This window comes from Pectobacterium wasabiae CFBP 3304 (genome assembly GCF_001742185.1).
GTDB classification, from domain to species: Bacteria; Pseudomonadota; Gammaproteobacteria; order Enterobacterales; family Enterobacteriaceae; genus Pectobacterium; species Pectobacterium wasabiae.
The window spans coordinates 3,974,505-3,996,606 of record NZ_CP015750.1; the positions used below are offsets into that span (position 1 = coordinate 3,974,505).

Genomic DNA, 22,102 nt, shown 5'->3' on the forward strand with positions numbered 1-22,102 from the left:
GGAGGAAGCGGCGAAGTGTAACACGGATCTCTCATACATCGCGTGAAAACGACAGGGCGACCAGCGTCGCCCTGTTAGGTGATGAACGTTAATTATCTGGGGTGTTCGGAATCGCTGTACCCCATTGCCGCCACTCTTTGGGTTCTTCGTTCCTCAGTAGGAAATGTTTTCCTTCCTGAGCCTTAGGGGCGAGTGGTGTGCTGGGTGGGGTAGCAAAAGCGATGCCACCGCGAATAAACTGTTGGAAGGTTCCGCTTTTGATGACGCCGCCAACCAGTCCGAATTCCAGATTGTAGCCAGAAGCCTGCCAGAAGACGGAATTATCGCGAACCAGATGCTGATAGCGTTTGCTGATGCGCAGCGAGACGGCGATGCGATCCGACAAGGTGCCTAGCGATAACCCGGTCACGGTTCCCACTTCGATACCTCGGAACAGAACCGGCGTACCGACTTGCAATGCTCCCGCTTCCGGCGCATCAACGCTGATATTCAAGCCATCCTGATAGCGGGAATCCGAGATGGTGGCCTGTTGTAGCTCAAAATTGCGCGTCACGCTGCCGTTACCCGGCTCGACGTTAATATAAGGTTGGAATAGCGTTTCCAGATGATTCACACCCGCGGCAGAAATTTCCGGCGTGACAACGGAAAATCGCGTGCCTGAGCGGGCGAAATTACGCACGTATTCAGGGTAAAGTACGGCTTGCACCAGCACGTCGTTACGCTGTTCGGACAGTTTTAGCGAATCTAACTGGCCGATATCAATGCCCAGATAGCGGATCGGCATCCCCGGTGCGAGTTTGCTGGCGTCGTAGGTGCGCAGAATGATACGGCTACCCACGGCTCGCGCTGCCGTTTCGTTATTGTACAGAACGCGTTTACCGCCTTTAATTTCTGGCGCACCTTCCAGATTATCAAAGCTAATCGCCCCCTTAAGCGCCCGATTCAACGGAGAAGCTTGCACCGTCAGACCTGAGGTGTTCAACTGCACGCGGGCACCGCCTTCGGCCCAGAACACGCTGTTTTCCGTCAACAGTTTGCGGTGTTCGGGACGGATATAAACCTCGACCTCAAAGGTATCCGTCTTGGGTCGCACCCGCATGATTTCGCCCACCTGGAATTTACGGTACAGCACGATGGATCCGTCCTGAATATCCGGCAGGCTGTCGGTGACCAAGGTGAGGGTGGGCGAAGGGGTGGAACCCCGAATACCTTCTTCAGCTTTTTCGAGATCGCTGAACAGGGGGTAACGCGCCTGAATGTCACCTTTGCTACCCGGTAAAACCTGAATACCGCCGCTAACCCATTCTTGCGCGCTGGCACCCAGCACTTGGATGCCATCCAGTCCCATCTTCACATTCACGCGGCTGTTAACGATAAATTTACTGTCGCGGTGCAATAACTGGCGATATCTCGGCTCGATCACCAAAACGAAGCTGACACCCTGTTCATCCAGCGTGCGTTTCACGACCTGACCGATTTGTACGCCGTGCAGCAGTACGGGTTGACCGCTGTCAATACCATAACTTTGTGCTGCCGTTAGCTGAATAGAAAGCGCGCCGGGCTGGGCGAGTTGCTGTTGCCCACTATCCAGCACGGTAAAATGCTGGCGCGGTTCGCCTTCGCCGGGGAGTAACGTTAGCGTTGGGCCGCTCAGCAGGCGCGATACATTCAAGTCGCTGAGTGAAAGCTGTGGTTTGCTGAGTTCAATACGCGTACCTTCTCGCATTAGCGAAATTACGGAGGGATCGATGATCAGCTCTCCGCTGACCTTGCCGTCGCCTGGGTTTAAGGTGATTTTATTCAACGTCCCGACTTCCAGCCCCTGATACATCAGCGGGGTACGGCCTTCGGATAAACTGTCGCCAGAAGGTAAATCCAGCGTGATTTTCACTCCTCGCTGGCTCTGTGCCAGATCGGGATAGAGGCGGTAGGATTGCTCAGCACCTGCGTCTTCACTCTCTTCCGGTGAATCGAACGCGATCGCGCCGTTAACCAAGGCGGCCAGATTCTCCATCTCAATTTTTGCGCCGCTGACGCTGATGTCCGCATTAAAGCCGGACACATTCCAGAAACGGCTATTTTTCTTCACCAGATGGGTGAAACGGCGTTCAACCAGCACGTCAATCATGACACCACGGCGATCTTGGGAAACCGTATAGTCATAGACTTTCCCGACCGGAATTTTGCGATAGTAAACCAGTGAACCGGTATTCAGTGAACCCAAATCGTCCGCGTGGAGATGAATCAGTAATTCCCCAGTATTAACGCGATATTTGGGCTGCGTATCCAACGCGGAGAAGTGCTCTTGCGCCTCGCCGGAACCGGGCATCATACCGATGTAGTTACCGCCCACCAGCGCATCTAATCCCGAAACCCCGGCGAGAGACGCTTTTGGCGTAACCAACCAGAACTGGGTGTCGCTGCGTAATGCTTCCTTCATATCGCTTTTGATGCTGGCTTCGACCTGTATGGTGCGCAGGTCTTCGCTCAGCTTGATATTTTGCACTGTGCCGACCTCCACCCTTGGTAACGCACGGGGGTTCGTCCGGCGACAATGCCATCGGCGGAGACGAAATCGATGGTGACCGTCGCCCCGCGCTCCTGTTGATTGGTGTAAATCAGCCAGCCGGCAATCATCAACGCAATCAACGGTAGCAGCCAAAATGGTGACAGGCGGCGCTTGTTTTTCACGGTAGCTTCGGTTGGTGTCCCAGACGTATTATCTTGCATTGTTATTCCAATTCCACATCAGTGTTATCCCACATCAGTCTGCTATCCAGCCATTCAACGGCAAGGATAGTGAGAATCACCGCTGCGCCAAAGTAAAAAGCAGCAGGCCCCATGGTGAAAGCGAGTAGTTGATCGCGGTTGACGAGCGACATCGTCAGGGCAATCACAAATAAATCGAGCATGGACCAGCGACCGATCCAACGGATAACGCGCAGCAACTTCATGCGCATCATTATGTTGCCTTCCGACTGGACATGGATGCTAACCAACAGGCCGAACAGCACAATAACTTTAGTAAACGGCACCAGAATACTGGCGATAAAAACCACCAATGCGATCGGAATATTGCCTGTCGCGAGTGAAAGGATGCCGGAAAAAATCGTGTCCTCCGTGCGTGCGCCGTTGGAATAAATAATAGATATGGGCAACAGGTTCGCGGGGAACAGTAGAATTATAGAGGCAATAAGCGCTGCCCAGGATTTTTGCAGGCTCTGACGCTGGCGTAAGCGAAGCGGAATATGGCAACGGGGGCAGCGTCCCCGGTTGTCAGGCGAGCTGGTAAAATGGCAGGAAAGGCAGATTCGGTAGCGGTCTGGCGAAATCAATGGCCTCAGACGTGGGTAAAACCGCTGCCAAAGCTGGTCGGTATTTAAGTGGATCAGCGTCAACAGACTTAAGATCATCAGCGCCAGAAAGGCGACGAGCCCAATACCGGCTTGAACATCCGCGAACTCACGGACTTTGATCGCGGCAACGGCCATGCCAACCAGATAGATATCCAACATCATCCACTCTTTTAGCCGCTGCAACATGAGCAGGATGGGGCGCAGGTTCATGCCGATTCGGGGCGCAAAAAACAGGTATAACAGCGAAAAAACTAACGTTAGCGGTGCGCCAACGGTACAAAATGCGACCATACTTGCCGTGAGCGGGTGTCCCTGACGGGTGATTTGCCAAATACCCTCAAACAGGCTGGCATTGATGGTGACCCCCAGCAGACGAATACTGATCAACGGCTCGGTGAAGGCAAATGGCATCAGTACCAGCATGGCAACGGCCATTGCAGCAAGCCGGGAAATGGTCCAGTCTCTGCCTGAACTGACTTTGGCATCGCAGCGTGGGCAATTAGCCGTCTGGTTACGCTTCAGTTGTGGTAGTGCAAAAAAAGCATCGCACTCCGGGCAGCGATGGTAACGAGCGATGGTGGATAGCGCACTTTTAGCCCCATCGGTTAACGGCGGTCGGGGAGACGGAAACGGTGCAGGGCCGGTTATAGTCTGTATTTTCATTTTTCCTGCGGTCCGATAGACGATGTCGAGCCCTGTTATCCTCGATGGATAACGCATTCACAGCTATTTAGTGTAACTGAATGGTAAATTCATAAAAGGATATGATCGCTGACCGATGTTATTTTGCAGGTGGAAATAGCACGATATGCACGACAACGATACGGTAAAGCGGATGATTCTTCGCGCGAAGGCGCTCATCTTATGGCATTCTGTAGCCGATGCTAATGCAGCCTGTGTGGGAATTGTCCGCACCGTTTTGAAAAGACAACGATATACTTTATGAATAAACAAGCATTTTATCAGGATCTCATTCGCGATATGTCATCGCTTATTGCGGATGAAAACCGTTTTATTACCATTTTATCAAACAGTAGTGCGTTGCTGTTTGAGCGTTTGGATGGAGTTAACTGGGCAGGGTTTTACCTGTTGGATAACGACACGCTTTTTCTGGGACCGTTTCAGGGCAAGGTCGCCTGTGTGCGTATTCCGGTTGGCAAAGGTGTATGCGGTGCGGCGATGGCTGAAAATCGCATTCAGCGCGTGGACGATGTTCATGCGTTCCCCGGTCATATCGCCTGTGATGCCGCGAGTAATGCTGAAATCGTGCTACCGCTTGTCGTTAATGGGCAACGGATTGGCGTTCTGGATATTGACAGTCCCCTTTATCAACGTTTTGATGCGGATGATGAAGAAGGGCTGAAGGCCGTGGTGAGCGTACTTTGTGCTCAATTAGAAGCGAGCGATGTGATGACATTCATCAATTCTCTCACGTTGAGACAAGGTTAACGTGGCAATTGCCGATGGCGTCATTATAATGACGCCTGTTCATGCCTGCGCCGGTTGGCAAACCCGTTGTAATCAGGAAATTTCATGGAAAATCAACCTAAGTTGAACAGTAGTAAAGAAGTCATAGCCTTTTTGGCAGAGCGGTTCCCGCTTTGTTTCACCACTGAAGGTGAAACGCGTCCGTTAAAGATCGGTATTTTTCAGGATCTTGTTGAGCGTGTACCGGAATCCGATAACGTCAGTAAGACGCAATTACGCTCTGCGCTGCGTCTTTACACCTCAAGCTGGCGGTATCTGTACGGTGTAAAATTAGGTGCCCAACGTGTCGATCTGGACGGTAACCCGTGCGGTGAGTTGGAGCAGCAGCATGTCGATCATGCCCGCACGCAGTTGGAAGAAGCGAAAGCGCGAGTTCAGGCTCAGCGTGCTGAGCAGCAGGCGAAAAAACGTGAAGCAGCCGGAGAGACGGCAGATGCAGCGCGTACTCCTCGTCCCGCTCAGAGACGTGCGCCGCGTCGTGATGCTTCAAACGACGCATCACGAAACCATGTGTCTCAAAACCATGCATCACGCAACAGCGCACCGCGTAAACCACGCCAGTCTTCTCCCGGCCAATCTCAGTCCTCTTCTCAGCAACCAGCAAATGCTCAAGCGCGTCAGGCAAAACCTGCCAACACTGAGCGTCAGCGGGTTGCGGTTACAGATGTTTCCAAACTGCAAATCGGTCAGGAAATCAAAGTCAGAGCCGGCAAAGACGCCATGGATGCCACCGTGCTTGAAATTGCCAAAGGCGAAGTCAGGGTACAATTGGCTTCTGGACTGGCAATGATTGTACGCGCAGAACACTTGCAGTTCTGATACGGAGGCCAACCTGGGCATGAACAACTTAGTCAGAATAACCGCCATTGCAGGCTTACTGCTGGCGGGCTCTAGTTTTGCAAATGAAAACATTACGCGTGTTGAGCAGATCCCTCAGCTACATCAGGAGCCTCAACATGCTACCGTTAGCGACAGGGTGGCCTCACGTTTCCTGCGTTCGCATTATCGTCAGTTTATGCTGGATGCGCAGTTCTCTGAGAAAATTTTTAACCGCTACCTCAACATGTTGGATTACAGCCACAATGTGCTGTTGGCCTCTGATGTGGCGCAGTTTTCCGGGCAAAAAGCCCAATTGGGCGACGCGCTGAAATCCGGCCAACTGGATATTCCGTATGCGTTGTACAATCTGGCCCAGAAACGTCGGTTTGAACGTTTTCAATATGCACTGTCGCTGCTGGATAAACCGGTAGATCTGACGGGCAACGATACGTTTGAGCTCGATCGCAGTAAAGCCCCTTGGCCACAGAACGCGGGTGAACTTAACCGTCTGTGGGACGCCAAGGTAAAATATGACTGGCTCAGCCTAAAGCTGACCGGTAAAAATGATAAAGACATCAAAGAGACGCTGACCAAGCGCTACCAGTTTGCAATTCGTCGTTTGGCGCAGAGCAATAGCGAAGATGTTTTCCAACTCGTCATGAACGCCTTTGCGCGTGAAATTGATCCGCATACTAGCTACCTGTCACCGCGTAACACCGAGCAATTCAATACCGAAATGAGCCTGTCGCTCGAAGGGATCGGTGCGGTGTTGCAGATGGATGATGACTACACCATGATTAATTCCATGGTGCCCGGCGGCCCGGCGGCGAAGAGCAAAAACATTACCGTCGGTGACCGTGTAGTCGGTGTCGGCCAAAACGGCAAGCCGATGGTGGATGTTATCGGCTGGCGTCTGGACGATGTGGTCGCGCTGATCAAGGGGCCGAAAGGCAGTAAGGTGCGTCTGGAAGTTCTGCCCGCAGGTAAAGGGACGAAAACCCGTATTGTCACGCTGACGCGTGAACGTATCCGCCTTGAAGATCGCGCAGTGAAAATGTCCGTCAAGACCGTTGGCAAAGATAAAGTCGGCGTGCTGGATATCCCCGGCTTCTATGTCGGCCTGACAGATGACGTAAAAGTTCAGCTCCAGAAGCTGGAAAAACAGAACGTCAGCAGCATCGTGATTGACCTGCGGACTAACGGCGGCGGTGCGCTGACGGAAGCGGTAGGGCTTTCCGGTCTGTTTATTCCAAGTGGCCCTGTCGTGCAGGTACGCGACAATAATGGCAAAGTGCGCGAAGACAGTGACACCGACGGCATTGTGTATTACAAAGGCCCGCTGGTGGTGTTGGTAGACCGCTTCAGTGCTTCCGCTTCTGAGATCTTCGCGGCGGCGATGCAGGATTACGGTCGTGCCTTGATCGTGGGTGAACCGACGTTTGGTAAAGGCACCGTACAGCAATATCGCTCTCTGAATCGGATCTACGATCAGATGCTGCGCCCTGACTGGCCTGCGCTGGGTTCCGTGCAGTACACGATTCAGAAGTTCTATCGCATTGACGGCGGCAGTACTCAGATGAAAGGGGTGACGCCTGACGTGATGATGCCAACCGGTACAGAAACGGTAGATACCGGTGAGAAGTTCGAAGACAACGCGTTACCGTGGGACAGCATCAAGGCGGCTAACTACACGAAGAGCGGCGATCTGAAGGCGCTGATTAGCAAACTGAATGAACACCATCAGGAACGTATCGCTAAAGATCCTGAGTTCCAGTTTGTTGCACAGGATATTGCCCGCTACAACGCGATGAAGGATAAACGCAATTTCGTATCGCTCAATCTTGCCCAGCGTGAGAAAGAGAATGACGATGATGAAGCGATGCGTCTGAATCGGATTAACGATCGACTGACGAGAGAGGGCAAGAAACCGCTCAAATCGCTGGAGGATCTGCCGAAAGATTATCAGGCTCCCGATCCTTATCTGGATGAAACGGTGAAAATCGCTAACGATTTGGCGCAAGACCAGAAAGAGTAATATGCCAACGTTGTTGTGATTATCTTTTAACCCGCTCCTCAAGCGCCCTGTTGGTTTATCTGACAGGGCGCTTTGTTTTAGATGTTGTAGATGACGGTGTTGTGCCGTCGATGATGGATTAACGAATCTTGGTTGGTGAACAGCCAAAACGGGTTTTAAACCGTTCGGAAAAGCGTGCAGAAGATTTATACCCGCAGGCTTCCGCTAGGCGTTGCATACTCCATGACGTTGTCTGTACCAACATCATCGCGTGCTGCATTCGCGTTTCCAACAGCAGCACTTCAAAACGCGTCTGCTCGGCAGACAATCTGCGACGTAACGTGGCTTCGCTCATAGCCAGCAAACGCCCCGCAGACTGTGCGGTCCAGTGGCGCTCTGGCTCTTCACTGATAAGCGTGCGTAGCTGGGTAGAAACGCCTGGCTGTGGTGGTGCACCAAAGTGATACCCGTGTTCCGATAGCACCAGCAGCATATCCATCAGTCGGAGTTCGAGACGCGATTCATCGAGCTTGCCGCCGGTAATTCCTTCAATCAGATACTGTAATGTGCTGGTGAGATCGTCATCCAAGGAGAGGGTAGTGAAGGCGCTCGGAGGATGTGCGGGGGCGTATTCAACAGGGTAGCGTAGATAAAAACGTGCTAGCAGCGTGGGTGAAAACGTCAGAAAGATCGACCGGAAAACGGAGTCATTACCGCCGGGCATTTTCGTCAGATTGGCACTCGCATCGGGCGTGATCAGGCAAATCTGGGAGGGCGCGTCGACAATCGTTGTTTTATTCTGTTCGATCATGGTCAATTGACCCGAAAGAACCAGAAGAAGCGTGGCCTCATAAAAATGAAAACGCGTTGTCTGCTGTGGTGTACGCAGATGAGGTTGTGCTAATGCACACAGGCCATACCGCTGTAGCGGCTGGCCCGATGGCAATGTCCAGGCCGCCGCTTCAAGGAGAGGCGGAGAAACGGGGCGTAAAGCTGTCACACTCATCGACCGCCATTCTTATAACGAGTCATTCTCATAACTTATTATTATCACAACAATGCAGGGTTAAGCGTATACAGTCCAGTCAGTTTCGCTTCCGCCAATACGGGCGCGTTAGCTAGCGCAGTTCGGACATTCGCCCCGTTAAACTCCCCCTCTATCGTTAAGGAAGGCGTCGCGAGAGCGTAAAGTGTGAAGATGTAGTGATGGACGATCGCATCGTTCCACGGTGGGCAAGGGCCATCATAACCATAGTAGTTGCCTTTCATCTGCTCGTCGGTGGCGAACCAGGCGGTGTAGTCGTTGATGCCGTGTCGGAACCCTGCTGGTGCATCTGGACCTGCTTTTCCGCGCGGAGTAATGCTATCGGAATGCGAAGCGGCGGCGATTTCGCTGACGCTGGCAGGTATATCCAGCAATAGCCAATGGTAGAAATCAACACGCGGTAGAGAGGCGCTAACCTCGCGGCCTTCCTGATTCACATCATCACCGCGGCTGGGGACATCCGGGTCGTGACAGATCAATACGAAAGACTGTGTCCCTTCGGGGACACCGTGCCAGGCAAGATGGGGATTGTGGTTAGAAGATAGGGCAATGTGGTTGTTTGCATCCGGTACAGCAAAGGCAAACTCGCCTGGGATAGTCTCGCCGTTCTGAAAACTGTGGCTGGAGAGTTGCAGCATGGTGGTGCTCCTTATTGCGATTCTGATGAGTGTGGAATCATTATAGAAGAAGCTGTATGCAATTATTTTCCTAATACCGTCAGGATAATGCTTTTAGCGGTCAATTTGATGGCTTCAGATAGCACCACATTGCCAGACGATATGAAAAACGGCTTCCGATAAGGGAAGCCGCTGAAACGTAGTCGATGAGCATCGCGTAGTGTGTGATTAACGACCCGCTTTTAGCTGCTGGAAATAGGTCTCGTATAGTGTACTGGCGCTGCCAACGTCGTTCTGCCATTCACCTTTGGCGATGGTTTCATCGTCCGGGTACAGCGTTTTGTCCCCTGAAACCTCTGCCGGTAGTAGTTTTTTCGCTGCCAGATTCGGTGTCGGATAGCCGATAGTTTCCGCAACCTGCGCTGCCACTTCTGGGCGCAGTAGGAAGTCGATCAGTTTCATCGCGCCGTCAACGTTTTTGGCGTTGGCCGGGATCGCCAGGCTGTCCATCCAGAAAATGCCGCCTTCTTTGGGCCAGATGACATCCAGCGGTGTTCCCGCCTGACGGGCCACGTAAGCAGAGCCGTTCCACACCATGCCCAGATTGACTTCGCCCTCAATGAACGGGTTGCCGGGGTTGTCCGAGTTGAACGTCAGCACGTTCGGCATCAAGGCTTGCAACTCTTTATACGCCGTCTCAATCTCTTTAGGATCGGTAGTGTTCGCGGAGTAACCGAGCTTACGCAGAGCGATTTGGAACACCTCGCGTGCGTCGTCCGTCAGCAGCAGGCTGTCTTTATATTTCTTATCCCACAGATCGCCCCAACTGGTGACGCTGGCGGGGTCAATCACTTCATGATTAATACCAATCGCCGTTGCACCCCAGATATAGGGAATAGAGTAGTCGTTATTCGGATCGAACGATTTGTGCAGCAGGTTCGGATCGAGATTATGGAAGTTGCTGAGTTTACTGGTATCAATTTTTTGCAGCATGCCTTCCTTACTCATCTTGGAGATGAAATAGGTTGAAGGAACGACCAGATCGTAGGCACCGTCCTTATAGGTTTTCAGCTTGGCGTACATACTCTCGTTGGATTCATAGGTGGAGTAAATCACCTTGATACCCGTTTCTTTAGTGAACTGTTCCAATAGACCCGGCGGTACATATTCGGTCCAGTTATAGAAATAGAGCGTTTTGCCGTCATTGGCATTTGCAGTATTGATGCCAAATGCGATCGCGCAGGCTGCCAGTAGGTGTGGCCACTTTTTCATTATGTTTACCTCCTTACAAGTCCCAAAGGTTATATCAGCAGAGTATGAAAATAACGGTATTCATCGTGCGTGGTGCAACCTTACTTTCCGGTACAGTCACGTAAAATCAACTGGCTACTGAGCACCAGCACGAGCGACAGAATCAGCAGGATCGTTGCCAGCGCGTTGACTTCCGGGGATACACCGACCTTCACCATCGAGTAAATTTTCAATGGCAGAATCTCATACGTCGGCCCAGTGACAAACGAGGAAACGACCACGTCATCCATCGACAGCGTAAAGCTGAGTAGCCAACTGGCTGCCACGGCCGGCATCGCCAGCGGCAGAATGATTTTGCGCAGGATAATCACTTCGCTGGCTCCCAAATCGCGCGCGGCTTCCAGCATTCGCACGTCAAAACCTTTCAGACGCGAGTAGACAGTCACCACCACAAACGGCAGGCAGAACGTGATGTGGGAAAACAGCAGCGACCAGAATCCCAGCGATATACCCAGCAACATGAAGAGCACCAGCAGCGAAATTGCCATCACGATATCCGGTGACATCATCACCACGAACAGCATGCCGCCGACAAAAGGCTTACCGCGAAAACGATAGCGATACAGCGCGACAGCCGTCAGGGAACCAATCAACGTGGCGAACGTCGCGGAAAACACCGCCATCGTCAGCGAGTGCTGCGCAGCCTGAAGGAGGCTGTCGTTGTTCATCAGCAGTCGATACCAGTCCAGCGTAAATCCCTGCCAATTGATGCCGAAACGCGCCTGATTAAACGAATTTACAATCAGAATAATAATCGGAATGTACAGGTAAGCGTAAATGATGGACATAAATCCACCGCGGATTAAGCGTCCGGTCATTCCAGCTCTCCCTTTTTATTCAGCAGGCGGGCTGTGCGGTAGTAGATAAACAGCAGCACGCCCATGACCAGCGTCAGGCAGATGCTGGTGGCAGCACCAAACGGCCAATCGCGGATATTAAGGAACTGGCTTTTAATCACGTTACCGATCAGCAAGTTTTTGGCTCCGCCCATCAGGTCGGCAACGAAAAACAATCCCATGGCGGGCAGCAGCACCAGCAAGCATCCGGCGATAATTCCCGGCATGGTTAACGGGATCACCACACGAATGAAGGTTTGCCATTTATTGGCACCCAGATCGCGGGCGGCTTCAAGATAGGCTTTATCAAGCTTTTCAATGCTGGAGTAGAGCGGTAGCACCATGAAAGGCAGCAGGATGTAAATCAGGCCGAGAATGACGGCTTCGGAGGTATACATAATCCGCAGTGGTGTATCAATCAGGCCCGTCCAGAGCAGAAACTCATTCAGGTGTCCGCGCGTGCTGAGGAAAATTTTCAGCCCGTAAATACGGATCAGTGAGTTGGTCCAAAACGGTACAATCAGCAGAAACAGCATCAGCGGCTGAATGTTTTTCGGTAAGCGCGCCAAAATAAAGGCAAACGGATAGCCTAAGAGCAGACAGCAGAACGTGGCGATGACGGCCATGTTCAGCGAATGCAGCAGGACTGATGCATAAAGCGGATCGGCCAGCCGCGTGTAGTTTTCCAGCGTAAAGACCAGACTGATGAAATGGGCGTCATCGCGCGTCAGAAAACTGGTTCCGATGATCATCAGGTTGGGCAAGAAAACAAACAGCACCAGCCAGACAACAATGAGGGTAATAATAGTGTTTTGAAAGCGTTTACGCGATTTCTTCATCGTGCAGGACTACCTCCCAACTTTCCACCCAGGTGACGTCCACTTTCTGGTTGAGTGAATGATCGAAGTCAGGATCGTCTTCGTTAAAAAATTCGCTGACCATAACCATCTTGCCATTTTCCAACTCGATGTTGGATTCCAGCGTCATGCCTTTATAGTTGCGCTCGCGCACGTAGCCAACCATCCCTTCTGCCTGCATGCCGTCCCCCAGCTCTTCGACGCGTAAATCTTCCGGTCGCAGCAGTACGTTGAGGTGCTGGCCGACGTTGATCGGAACGTTGACGGTGATAACGCATTCGTGGCCTTCGACCTGAGCACGTACTCGCTGTTCATCCAATTGTTCCAGTGCGATGGCATCAAAGATATTGATTTCGCCAATAAAACTGGCGACGAACAAATTTTTCGGCTCTTCATAGATTTCACGCGGCGTACCATCTTGCTCAATACGTCCATCACGCATCACAACGATGCGGTCGGACATCGTCAGTGCTTCTTCCTGATCGTGCGTGACGAAAATAAAGGTGATACCCAACTTACGTTGCAGCGCTTTCAGCTCGTTCTGCATCTGCTTGCGCAGTTTATAATCGAGAGCGGACAGGGATTCGTCCAGCAGCAGCACTTTCGGCTGGTTGACGACAGCGCGGGCGATGGCAACACGTTGTTGCTGGCCACCAGACAATTGGTGCGGGCGACGCTGCGCTAACTCGTCCAATTGCACCATTTTCAGGGCGTCAATCACGCGCGGGGTAATCTCTGCGGCGGGCGTTTTCTGCATGCGCAAGCCGAACGCCACGTTCTCAAACACGCTAAGGTGAGGAAACAGCGCATAGCTTTGAAATACGGTATTAACGTGTCGCTGCTCGGCGGGTTGATAGGTAATATCCTGCTTTTCCAGCATAACATGGCCGCTGTCGACCGTTTCCAGACCGGCAATCAGGCGTAGTACGGTAGTTTTACCACAGCCGGATGGCCCGAGGATTGTTAAGAACTCACCGTTATTAATGGTGAGATTGAAGTGTGAAATGATGTCTTTGCCATCAAAGCCTTTGTGGACGTTGATCAACTCAACGACGGGCACAGCCGGGAAGTTTTCTTTCATTAAGGTATAGCTCTATTTCCTGATTTGGCCGATCAACGGTATTTCCGTTGCGATCGCACCAAGGGTTATCACCTTTCAGACAGCGTGTGCAGTTAAGGGGGGCATTTTACGGGAAACGTTGCCTAACGCCAACTTGTGTGACCCCACTTCCTGTCGATTAGTGGGTGAGTGGTGGCAATTCAGCCAATGAATTGGCCGGTATGCTCCTCGGTTGTTATGTGGTTGTTGCCTGTTTTAGGCGTTCTTCGTGACGTTGTCGCCGCTTTTTGGCCTGAATTATGCCCTGACGGCTTGTTAAATCGGGAAAAAACTGACCTGACGCAATATCTACCGTGGTAGCCCTATCCATAATGCCTTTCAGGGTTCAGGGGGCATAGATAAGATGGATAAACTACTCGACAGATTTTTGAACTACGTTTCATTTGATACACAGTCTAAATCCGGCGTTCGGCAGGTGCCGAGCACTGACGGTCAGTTGAAACTGGCGCGTGCGTTACAGCAGGAACTGCTCGATCTGGGATTTGAACAGATTGCATTGAGCAAGCAGGGTTGCCTAACGGCGACGCTTCCGGCGAACGTTGCCTGGTCAGTACCGGCCATCGGCTTTATTTCACATATGGACACGTCACCGGATTTTAGCGGCAAAAATGTGAATCCGCAGATTTTGGAAAACTATCGCGGCGGCGACATTGCCTTGGGTATGGGGGATGAGGTGCTGTCACCCGTGATGTTCCCTGTGCTGCATCAACTACTGGGACACACGCTGATTACGACAGATGGCAAAACGTTGCTGGGGGCGGATGATAAGGCAGGGATCGCGGAGATTATTACCGCGCTGGTGCGTCTGAGAAAAAACCAACTGCCGCACGGCGATATTCGTATTGCCTTTACGCCCGATGAAGAAATTGGTAAGGGCGCGCAGTTTTTTGATGTTAAAGCGTTTAATGCGCAGTGGGCCTATACCGTGGACGGCGGTGGTGTTGGCGAGCTGGAGTATGAGAATTTTAATGCCGCATCGGTTCAAGTGAAAATCGTGGGCAACAATGTACATCCCGGTAGTGCGAAGGGCGTGATGGTCAATGCGCTAACGCTGGCCTCTCGCTATCATCAGTATGTGCCAGCGAATGAATCGCCGGAGCAGACGGACGGCTATCAAGGGTTCTACCACCTTCACAGCATGAAAGGCTCTGTGGAGCGGGCAGATCTGCACTACATCGTCAGGGATTTTGACCACAACGGCTTTGAACGGCGCAAGCAGATGATGCTGGATATTGCGGAAAAGGTCGGCGTGGGGCTGCACCCGGATTGCTATATTGAAGTCACGATTACTGATACTTATTACAATATGCGTGAGCAGGTTGAGCAGCACCCGCACATTATCGCGTTGGCACAGCAGGCGATGCGGGATTGCGATATTGAGCCGAATATGAAGCCGATTCGTGGTGGCACTGACGGCGCACACCTGTCATTCCAGGGGTTACCGTGCCCGAATCTGTTTACCGGCGGCTACAACTATCATGGCAAACATGAGTTTGTCACGCTGGAAGGTATGGAAAAAGCCGTGTCTGTAATTATGCGTATTGCCGAGCTGACGGCGCTGCGTGCAAAACCGTAAGTTTACCCATTTTGCAGAGGCAAATAAGGCGGGAAATTCCCGCCTTATCTTTGTGCTAATGATTATCTTCGTTTGGTCTTAATCCGCGAAATACCAGTAACCGTTGTTAACCAGCACGGTTAGCTGTGCGAGGAAAGAGGGATCGTCCAGCGCATCGCCCAGTTGTTCCGCATCAATAGTCGTGCGCTCAGCCAACGCAAACAGCGCCGCCTTGTGCGTACTGTTCACTTTCTCCCCGTTAACGAAGCAGCTATCTCCAACGCAGATGACCCGCAAGCCGCCTAAACGACGCAGTGGCTCACCTTGTTGCAGGTATTCATACACTTCGCCGGCCTGATAAGGCGGTTCCGGCGGTGAGAGGTCAAGCTCATGACGAGACTGGGAAATAAATTCACCAAACCAGTTCTGGAAATGTTCTGGCTGTTGCACCAGTTCCAACATCATTTTTTGCAGCGCATCCAACTCTTGTGGCAGTACGCTGGCGATGTGTTTACGGGACGGGATATCAGGATCGCTATAGCGATAGCTGCCGAGTTCGCGGGAAAGTACATAGTCGGCAAAGCCGCTGACCAGTTCGCGAGCGTTCGGTGCGCGGAAACCGACCGAATAATTCAGAGAATTTTCCAGCGAATAGCCTTCATGCGGGAAGCCTGGTGGAATGTACACGATATCACCGGGTTCCAGCTCTGCATCAATAATGGCTTCAAACGGATCGACCTGAAGCAAATCTGGATGCGGGCAGTGCTGCTTCATCGGTATTTTCTCACCAATGCGCCAGCGGCGGCGGCCTGTACCTTGAATGATGAAGACATCATATTGATCCAGATGTGGTCCTACGCCACCACCGGGAACGGAAAATGAAATCATCAAGTCATCAGTACGCCAATCTGGTAGTTGTCGGAATGGCTGCATCAAGGCGGAAGAGGGTTCATGCCAATGGTCGACAGCCTGCACTAGCAGTGACCAGTTGCTTTCCCCTAGATGATCGTAGCTCTCGAAAGGACCGTGGCTCACCTGCCAGCGTCCGTTCTGATGGCTGACTAATCGGCTATCTACCTCATTTTCCAACGCCAGACCTGCAAGCTCGTCGGGTGAAATTGGGTCGATAAAATGCGTGAAGCCGCCTTTAATCAGGAGTGGACGTTTTTGCCAATAGTTCGCTAAAAAATCCTGCCAGTCGAGGTTAAGTTGATAGTCCATACCGTTTTCCAGAAACTTGTTTTTGAGGAAATGACTGTTCTTGAAGACATGATTTTTCTTGAAATAATCAGTATTTTAAAACAATCCGCATTTTGGCAATAAGTATAGCGGAAGCATCACGCGCTGTACTGCCTTTCACCCCTCATTCTGGCTGAGGTTCTGGCGGGAGAAAATGGCTTCGACTCGGGCACCACCCAGCGCGCTGTCGCTGATGCGGATCTCCCCCTGATACTGTTCGATAATTTCAACCGCGACGGCGAGGCCAATGCCTTGTCCTGGACGCATGCGGTCGGCACGCTGCCCACGCTGGAAAATAACCTCACGCTTGCTTTCGAGAATGCCGGGCCCGTCATCATCGATAATTAGATGTAGTTTGTGATCGGAGTATTGCACGCTAATTTCGACAAATTCCAGACAGTACTTACAGGCGTTATCAAGGATATTACCCATGACTTCCATGAAATCATTCTTTTCGCCCACGAAGGTTAGTTCGGGCGGAATATCGAGCGTCAACACCACTCCCTTGCGCTGATACACTTTATTCAACGCGGAACACAGACCATCCAGCACTGCCGGAACCGAGTGCACTTCGCGTATCAGTAAGTTATGTTCGGCGCGCACGCTAGCACGATGCAGGTAATAACCAATTTGCTGTGAGATGCGACTGATCTGCGCCAGCATGATGGGTTCAGCCTGTTCGATAGTGATCTCTTTGCCAGTGCGCAGCGCGCGTAACGTGGTCTGTAAGACAGCCAGCGGCGTTTTCAGGCTGTGAGTGAGATCGGTGAGCGTCGTGCGGTACTTATGGTAGCGCTGGCGTTCGTTGTTCAGCAGGATATTCAGATTTTTTACCAGGCTGAACAATTCGCGCGGCGGATTTTCATCCAATTGATCTCGCGAACCTTTTTCCAGTTCAGCGATCTGTTTTACCAGGTGCTGAATAGGACGCAAACTCCAGTGAGCGCCAAGCCAAAGCAGAGGAAGTACCAGCAGGAGATTGGCGATAAAAACGTAGCTGAACCACTCCCACACCACGTCTTCTTGTTGCAGTTCCTGTGGAATACGATCGACTACCACAATCGTGATAGAGGGGAGATGATCGGTCCTCGGGTAAACGTTCACGGCGATAGAGTGCGTTAACGCATTATTTTGCGCGCCATTCAGCGCTCGCAAACTGCTCAACAGTAAGGTATTGCCCGTTAATACCGCACTGCTGGTATCGGAGTCGGTATCCAGTTCATGATAGGCCGTCTTGTTCAGCCATTCTGGCTTTATCAACGCTTCCAGTTCGGGAACGTGCTTTTCACGCCAGAGCATGTTGCCCTGCTCATCGTATATCAACACCAGCGTGGGGAAGTTGATGTCAACGTCGGGTGGTGTAACGATATTCAGTTGGTTATCGCGCCACTGTGCGAGACTGTAATAGAGATTGCTCTCGCCACGTAACAGGCGGAATGAGGTTTTATCAAAGTTGACGCTGTAACCGATAATGGCGACGGTGCCATAAGCCAGCGACAACGCCAGCACAATAGCGGCTGTCGCCAGTAAAAAACGAATGCGAAGTGAGAAGGGCTGCCTTTTATCGTTATCACTCATACCGAGCCTGATGGTGTATCAATATCAAAACGATACCCTTGCCCACGCACGGTAGTGATCACATCCGGCGCGTCGGCCTGCTGAATTTTCTTGCGTAATCGCCCCATCAACACATCAATAGTATGACTTTCCCGCAACTCCGCATCCGGATACAGTTGTAGCATCAGGGAGTCTTTGCTGACGACTTTACCTGTGTTGCGAATCAACGTCTCGATAATGGTGTATTCAAACGCGGTTAACTTGATGGGGGTGCTGTGGATCGCCAATTCGCGGCGCGACAAATCAACCTCAAAGGGCGGTAGGCTGATGATTTGTGATGCCAACCCGCTGTTGCGTCGCATCAGCGCCTGCAAACGAGCCACGACTTCTTCCATATGGAAGGGCTTAGTCACGTAGTCATCCGCACCGGCTTCCAACACGGCAACTTTGTCCTGCCAACCTTCACGCGCGGTCAGTACCAGAATAGGCAGCTTGGCCTGATTGGCACGCCAGCGACGGATCATGCTCATGCCATCTTCATCGGGCAACCCGAGATCGACAATCGCAATGTCCGGCATGTTTTCATGCAGAAAATAATCCGCTTCTTTAGCGTCAGACGCGGCGTCAACCTGATGCCCCATTTCGTTCATCTGAACGGTTAAATGATGGCGTAGTAATACATTATCTTCAACGACCAGAATCCGCATCGTTATATCCTCTGTCGAGTAGACATGGTTATTGCAACGAACTTATGCACCTTGTCTTTCACGCATTTCGCCTCTGCGTATCATAATTGTACGCGGGGCAAATAGTTTATTTTATTTGCTAAATTATCCACAGAGAGGGTAAACCGAGTATAAACAGGCTGGAAATGGTTGGTCTTAAGGGAAACTGGCGGGCAAGGGCGCCCGCCAGAGAGTACGACATTGGCTTGAGAGCGGTTATTTCAGATCGTCGACCATCGCGATGGCACGGCCGATATAGTTGGCTGGCGTCATGGCCTTCAGGCGCGTTTTTTCCGCTTCTGGTAATGCCAAACCATCGATGAATGCCTGAATACCGGCAGCATCAATGCGTTTGCCACGCGTCAGTTCCTTCAATTTCTCATACGGCTTTTCAATCCCGTAGCGACGCATCACAGTCTGGATGGGTTCTGCCAACACTTCCCAGTTGTGATCCAGTTCGTCAGCCAGACGATCGCGGTTCACTTCCAATTTACTGATGCCTTTCATCGTGGCTTGATACGCAATCAGCGCATAGCCCACGCCCACGCCCAGATTGCGCAGCACGGTAGAGTCGGTGAGGTCACGTTGCCAGCGGGAAACCGGCAGTTTGCTGGCCAGATGCGTCAGCACAGCGTTTGCCAGACCCAAGTTGCCTTCCGAGTTTTCGAAATCAATCGGGTTAACTTTATGTGGCATGGTGGAGGAGCCGATTTCGCCCGCAATGGTTTTCTGTTTGAAGTGATTCAGTGCGATGTAGCCCCAAATATCACGATCAAAGTCGATCAAAATCGTATTGAAACGCGCGATGCAGTCGAACAGTTCGGCGATGTAATCATGTGGTTCGATCTGCGTGGTGTACGGGTTCCAGTTGATGCCCAGCGACGTGACAAAATTTTCGCTGAATTGGTGCCAATCGATTTCCGGGTAGGCAGCCAGATGGGCATTATAGTTACCGACGGCACCATTAATTTTTCCCAGAATCTCAACCTGTTGCAGTTGGCGATATTGGCGTTCCATGCGGTAAGCGACGTTAGCAAACTCTTTACCGATGGTGGAAGGTGTGGCTGGCTGACCGTGAGTACGGGAAAGCAGCGGAATATCGCGGTATTCCTGCGCCAGTGTTTTCAGCGCATCAATGATTTGACGCCAGTGCGGCAGAATGACATCGCGGCGAGCCGTATTCAGCATCAGCGCATGAGACAGATTGTTAATGTCTTCTGAAGTACAGGCGAAGTGGATGAATTCGTTAACAGCGTGCAGTGCCGGAATCGCGGCAACTTTTTCTTTCAGGAAGTACTCAACGGCTTTCACATCGTGGTTGGTAGTGCGCTCGATAGTTTTAATACGCGCAGCATCTTCTTCGCTGAATTCGGCGACAATTTTATCAAGGAAAGCGTTTGCGTCCGCGTCAAATGCAGGAACTTCCTGGATCTCTGCACAGGCCGCCAGTTTTTGCAGCCAACGTACTTCAACCTGCACACGGAATTTCAGCAAACCGAATTCGCTGAAAATGGTGCGCAACGTGCTGACTTTATCGCCGTAGCGTCCATCAATAGGGGAAACGGCGGTCAGTGAGGATAATTCCATCGCAAGCAACTCCTGAGATTGGTTTCAATAACAATTGGTTTCAAGAAAAATGAGTTTCAATAAGAACGATTAATTTCAATACAGACGATCGATTTTTTCGACGCTGGCGTTAGCCACACCAGCGTCAGCCATAGCGGCAAGAATACCATTAAACGGACGTGCAACGTGCCAATATCTGTTTTGCTTCTTTAACCAATTGACTGCGTGAAAACATCAACTGTAAGCGTCCGCCGCCAATCTGTTGCCAAAGCACGACAGAACGGATGCCAGCCAAGAGTGCGGCACGCACTTTAGCCTGCACCTGACTGTTTTGTAGCACCTCTGGTGAGCCGGTAACCTGAATACGTGGCCCCAGCGTACTGATGACATCCACGTAAATCGCAGCCAGTGCGCTAACAATCGTCTCGGAAAGCAGCTCGAAATGTTCCAGTTGCCGCTCCAACTGGCCGATACGCTTGCCCAATTCGTCCAGCGAGGCAGATTTCGCATTTAGCTTACGTTCTAACGCAATCAGGCTGAACGCATAACGCGAGAGTTCCGCTCCCGGGCCTTTCGTGCTGGTGTTGAGAATGCCAAGCAGCGTTTCCAGCCCAACTTTCAGGTTTTGCTCATCATTGCCATAAACGTCCAGCGTGGAGGCCGGATTGAGGTTCAACACGCTGTTCAGCGAGGTATGCAGAACATCGTTATTACAGTTACCCGTATGAGCCAACTGCTGGACTAAATGCGCCGATTGGCAAACGCCGGCTAACGCCAGCGTGATTTCATAATAATTCTTAGCCACAATTACTCCTGTAAGCGTTCTTCGATGATACCGCCACCAAGGCAAACGTCGTCCAGATAAAAAACGGCGGATTGACCAGGTGTCACGGCGGCGACGAGTTCATCAAAACGCACGGTAATGCGATCGTCGCCAAGCGGCGTGACGGTGCAGGGGATATCCGCCTGACGGTAACGGGTTTTGACTGTACAGCGTAGTTCCGCGGTGAGTGGCTGGCGGTCGACCCAGTGCAACTGCTGTGCGATTAAACCATACGACATCAGGCGAGGGTGTTCATGACCCTGCGCGACATACAGAATATTGTTGGCGACATCTTTATCCACCACGTACCAGGGATCTTCACCACCGTCTTTGACGCCGCCGATGCCTAATCCTTTGCGTTGCCCCAATGTGTGGTACATCAGCCCCTGATGTTGTCCCATCGGTTTGTTATCGTCGACGGACAGAATCGGGCCCGGTTGTGCAGGCAGATAGCGTGCCAGAAAATCGGTGAATTTGCGTTCGCCGATGAAGCAAATACCGGTAGAATCTTTCTTCTTCGCGGTTGCCAGCTCAAGTTCTTCGGCGATTTTGCGAACCTGTGGTTTTTCCAGCTCGCCGACCGGGAACAGGCTCTGTGCGATCTGTTCGTGGCCGAGCGTATAAAGAAAATAGCTCTGGTCTTTGTTACCGTCCATCCCTCGCAGCAAACGGCTTTTTCCGTCAACGTCGTGACGGCGGACATAGTGACCTGTCGCGATATAATCCGCCCCAAGATCCTCGGCAGCGAATTCCAGGAAGGCTTTAAATTTGATCTCTTTGTTGCACAGGATATCGGGATTGGGAGTACGACCCGCTTTATATTCTTCAAGGAAGAGTTCAAAAACGTTGTCCCAATACTCAGCGGCAAAATTGACGGTGTGTAATTCGATGCCTAGCTTGTCGCAAACGGCCTGCGCATCGGCAAGATCTGTGGCTGCTGAGCAATATTCGGTGTCGTCGTCCTCTTCCCAGTTCTTCATGAACAGGCCTTCAACATGATAGCCCTGTTGCTGCAACAGGTAAGCGGAAACGGAGGAATCAACACCGCCGGACATACCGACAATCACTTTTTTCTGGCTGTTATCTGACATGGGAGTCTCACGAACTGAATTTACTGACGCATTGATGCGAAAAACAAGCGGCATATTTTAGCATGTTGAACCGAGGGCTGCAT

At 51.7% G+C, this 22,102-nt stretch carries 17 protein-coding genes and 1 pseudogene; 4 read left to right on the top strand and 14 right to left on the bottom strand.

Annotation, left to right across the window (positions count from 1 at the left end; all coding sequences use genetic code 11):
- Positions 1 to 88: 88 nt before the first annotated feature.
- Together A7983_RS18165 and yebS are read right to left on the bottom strand one after the other, a co-directional pair.
- A pseudogene (locus A7983_RS18165) lies at positions 89 to 2,730 on the bottom strand (MlaD family protein).
- Between the two features lie 2 nt (positions 2,731 to 2,732).
- Positions 2,733 to 4,019 (bottom strand): membrane integrity lipid transport subunit YebS, encoded by a 1,287-nt coding sequence (yebS, locus tag A7983_RS18170; RefSeq protein WP_005968953.1) that lies wholly within the window; start codon positions 4,017 to 4,019, stop codon positions 2,733 to 2,735.
- Positions 4,020 to 4,298: 279 nt separating this feature from the next.
- Here yebS and A7983_RS18175 point away from each other — a divergent pair, with 279 nt between their 5' ends.
- From A7983_RS18175 to prc, 3 genes are all read left to right on the top strand, one after another.
- Complete coding sequence (locus A7983_RS18175) at positions 4,299 to 4,805, top strand: GAF domain-containing protein (protein WP_005968951.1); 507 nt, start codon at positions 4,299 to 4,301, stop codon at positions 4,803 to 4,805.
- Positions 4,806 to 4,889: 84 nt separating this feature from the next.
- Positions 4,890 to 5,663, top strand: a complete 774-nt coding sequence (gene proQ, locus A7983_RS18180) for an RNA chaperone ProQ (protein WP_005968949.1) — start codon at positions 4,890 to 4,892, stop codon at positions 5,661 to 5,663.
- Between the two features lie 19 nt (positions 5,664 to 5,682).
- Positions 5,683 to 7,698: a carboxy terminal-processing peptidase gene (prc, locus tag A7983_RS18185; RefSeq protein ID WP_005968946.1), complete on the top strand. Its 2,016-nt coding sequence runs from the start codon at positions 5,683 to 5,685 to the stop codon at positions 7,696 to 7,698.
- A 118-nt stretch (positions 7,699 to 7,816) separates the two neighbouring features.
- On the opposite strand, the gene A7983_RS18190 is transcribed toward prc, so the two are convergent.
- The 6 genes from A7983_RS18190 to potA form a co-directional block, all read right to left on the bottom strand.
- Positions 7,817 to 8,683: a helix-turn-helix transcriptional regulator gene (locus A7983_RS18190; protein WP_005968945.1), complete on the bottom strand. Its 867-nt coding sequence runs from the start codon at positions 8,681 to 8,683 to the stop codon at positions 7,817 to 7,819.
- Positions 8,684 to 8,727: 44 nt separating this feature from the next.
- On the bottom strand, positions 8,728 to 9,360 hold the full coding sequence (locus tag A7983_RS18195) for a YbhB/YbcL family Raf kinase inhibitor-like protein (protein WP_005968943.1): 633 nt from the start codon (positions 9,358 to 9,360) through the stop codon (positions 8,728 to 8,730).
- 207 nt (positions 9,361 to 9,567) lie between these two features.
- The gene (potD, locus tag A7983_RS18200; protein ID WP_005968941.1) at positions 9,568 to 10,611 is read right to left on the bottom strand and encodes a spermidine/putrescine ABC transporter substrate-binding protein PotD; all 1,044 of its coding nucleotides are present in this window, start codon (positions 10,609 to 10,611) and stop codon (positions 9,568 to 9,570) included.
- An 80-nt stretch (positions 10,612 to 10,691) separates the two neighbouring features.
- On the bottom strand, positions 10,692 to 11,468 hold the full coding sequence (gene potC / locus A7983_RS18205) for a spermidine/putrescine ABC transporter permease PotC (protein ID WP_005968939.1): 777 nt from the start codon (positions 11,466 to 11,468) through the stop codon (positions 10,692 to 10,694).
- Positions 11,465 to 12,325: a spermidine/putrescine ABC transporter permease PotB gene (potB, locus tag A7983_RS18210; protein WP_005968937.1), complete on the bottom strand. Its 861-nt coding sequence runs from the start codon at positions 12,323 to 12,325 to the stop codon at positions 11,465 to 11,467. Before potB ends, potC begins: the two co-directional genes overlap by 4 nt.
- A complete protein-coding gene (potA, locus tag A7983_RS18215) occupies positions 12,309 to 13,424 on the bottom strand; it encodes a spermidine/putrescine ABC transporter ATP-binding protein PotA (RefSeq protein ID WP_005968935.1) in 1,116 nt (371 codons plus the stop codon). Before potA ends, potB begins: the two co-directional genes overlap by 17 nt.
- Positions 13,425 to 13,806: 382 nt before the next feature.
- Between potA and pepT the strand changes: the two genes are divergently transcribed.
- On the top strand, positions 13,807 to 15,039 hold the full coding sequence (pepT, locus tag A7983_RS18220) for a peptidase T (RefSeq protein WP_005968933.1): 1,233 nt from the start codon (positions 13,807 to 13,809) through the stop codon (positions 15,037 to 15,039).
- 78 nt (positions 15,040 to 15,117) lie between these two features.
- On the opposite strand, the gene A7983_RS18225 is transcribed toward pepT, so the two are convergent.
- The 6 genes from A7983_RS18225 to mnmA all read right to left on the bottom strand — a co-directional run bounded on the left by A7983_RS18225 (position 15,118) and on the right by mnmA (position 22,073).
- Complete coding sequence (locus A7983_RS18225; protein ID WP_005968932.1) at positions 15,118 to 16,239, bottom strand: ribosomal protein uL16 3-hydroxylase; 1,122 nt, start codon at positions 16,237 to 16,239, stop codon at positions 15,118 to 15,120.
- A 135-nt stretch (positions 16,240 to 16,374) separates the two neighbouring features.
- A complete protein-coding gene (gene phoQ / locus A7983_RS18230) occupies positions 16,375 to 17,835 on the bottom strand; it encodes a two-component system sensor histidine kinase PhoQ (RefSeq protein ID WP_005968930.1) in 1,461 nt (486 codons plus the stop codon).
- The gene (gene phoP / locus A7983_RS18235) at positions 17,832 to 18,521 is read right to left on the bottom strand and encodes a two-component system response regulator PhoP (protein WP_005968929.1); all 690 of its coding nucleotides are present in this window, start codon (positions 18,519 to 18,521) and stop codon (positions 17,832 to 17,834) included. The genes phoQ and phoP overlap by 4 nt, the downstream gene beginning before the upstream one ends.
- A gap of 234 nt (positions 18,522 to 18,755) precedes the next feature.
- Positions 18,756 to 20,126, bottom strand: coding sequence for an adenylosuccinate lyase (gene purB, locus A7983_RS18240; protein ID WP_005968927.1), 1,371 nt, complete (start codon positions 20,124 to 20,126; stop codon positions 18,756 to 18,758).
- Positions 20,127 to 20,274: 148 nt separating this feature from the next.
- Positions 20,275 to 20,910, bottom strand: coding sequence for a high frequency lysogenization protein HflD (gene hflD, locus A7983_RS18245; protein WP_005968926.1), 636 nt, complete (start codon positions 20,908 to 20,910; stop codon positions 20,275 to 20,277).
- Positions 20,911 to 20,912: 2 nt separating this feature from the next.
- On the bottom strand, positions 20,913 to 22,073 hold the full coding sequence (gene mnmA / locus A7983_RS18250; protein WP_071531106.1) for a tRNA 2-thiouridine(34) synthase MnmA: 1,161 nt from the start codon (positions 22,071 to 22,073) through the stop codon (positions 20,913 to 20,915).
- Positions 22,074 to 22,102: the final 29 nt, after the last annotated feature.

Bases quoted from the DNA above. Each gene is read 5' to 3' on its own strand.
- yebS (WP_005968953.1), bottom strand. From the start codon at position 4,019: ATGAAAATACAGACTATAACCGGCCCTGCACCGTTTCCGTCTCCCCGA.
- A7983_RS18175 (WP_005968951.1), top strand. From the start codon at position 4,299: ATGAATAAACAAGCATTTTATCAGGATCTCATTCGCGATATGTCATCG.
- proQ (WP_005968949.1), top strand. From the start codon at position 4,890: ATGGAAAATCAACCTAAGTTGAACAGTAGTAAAGAAGTCATAGCCTTT.
- prc (WP_005968946.1), top strand. From the start codon at position 5,683: ATGAACAACTTAGTCAGAATAACCGCCATTGCAGGCTTACTGCTGGCG.
- A7983_RS18190 (WP_005968945.1), bottom strand. From the start codon at position 8,683: ATGAGTGTGACAGCTTTACGCCCCGTTTCTCCGCCTCTCCTTGAAGCG.
- A7983_RS18195 (WP_005968943.1), bottom strand. From the start codon at position 9,360: ATGCTGCAACTCTCCAGCCACAGTTTTCAGAACGGCGAGACTATCCCA.
- potD (WP_005968941.1), bottom strand. From the start codon at position 10,611: ATGAAAAAGTGGCCACACCTACTGGCAGCCTGCGCGATCGCATTTGGC.
- potC (WP_005968939.1), bottom strand. From the start codon at position 11,468: ATGACCGGACGCTTAATCCGCGGTGGATTTATGTCCATCATTTACGCT.
- potB (WP_005968937.1), bottom strand. From the start codon at position 12,325: ATGAAGAAATCGCGTAAACGCTTTCAAAACACTATTATTACCCTCATT.
- potA (WP_005968935.1), bottom strand. From the start codon at position 13,424: ATGAAAGAAAACTTCCCGGCTGTGCCCGTCGTTGAGTTGATCAACGTC.
- pepT (WP_005968933.1), top strand. From the start codon at position 13,807: ATGGATAAACTACTCGACAGATTTTTGAACTACGTTTCATTTGATACA.
- A7983_RS18225 (WP_005968932.1), bottom strand. From the start codon at position 16,239: ATGGACTATCAACTTAACCTCGACTGGCAGGATTTTTTAGCGAACTAT.
- phoQ (WP_005968930.1), bottom strand. From the start codon at position 17,835: ATGAGTGATAACGATAAAAGGCAGCCCTTCTCACTTCGCATTCGTTTT.
- phoP (WP_005968929.1), bottom strand. From the start codon at position 18,521: ATGCGGATTCTGGTCGTTGAAGATAATGTATTACTACGCCATCATTTA.
- purB (WP_005968927.1), bottom strand. From the start codon at position 20,126: ATGGAATTATCCTCACTGACCGCCGTTTCCCCTATTGATGGACGCTAC.
- mnmA (WP_071531106.1), bottom strand. From the start codon at position 22,073: ATGCCGCTTGTTTTTCGCATCAATGCGTCAGTAAATTCAGTTCGTGAG.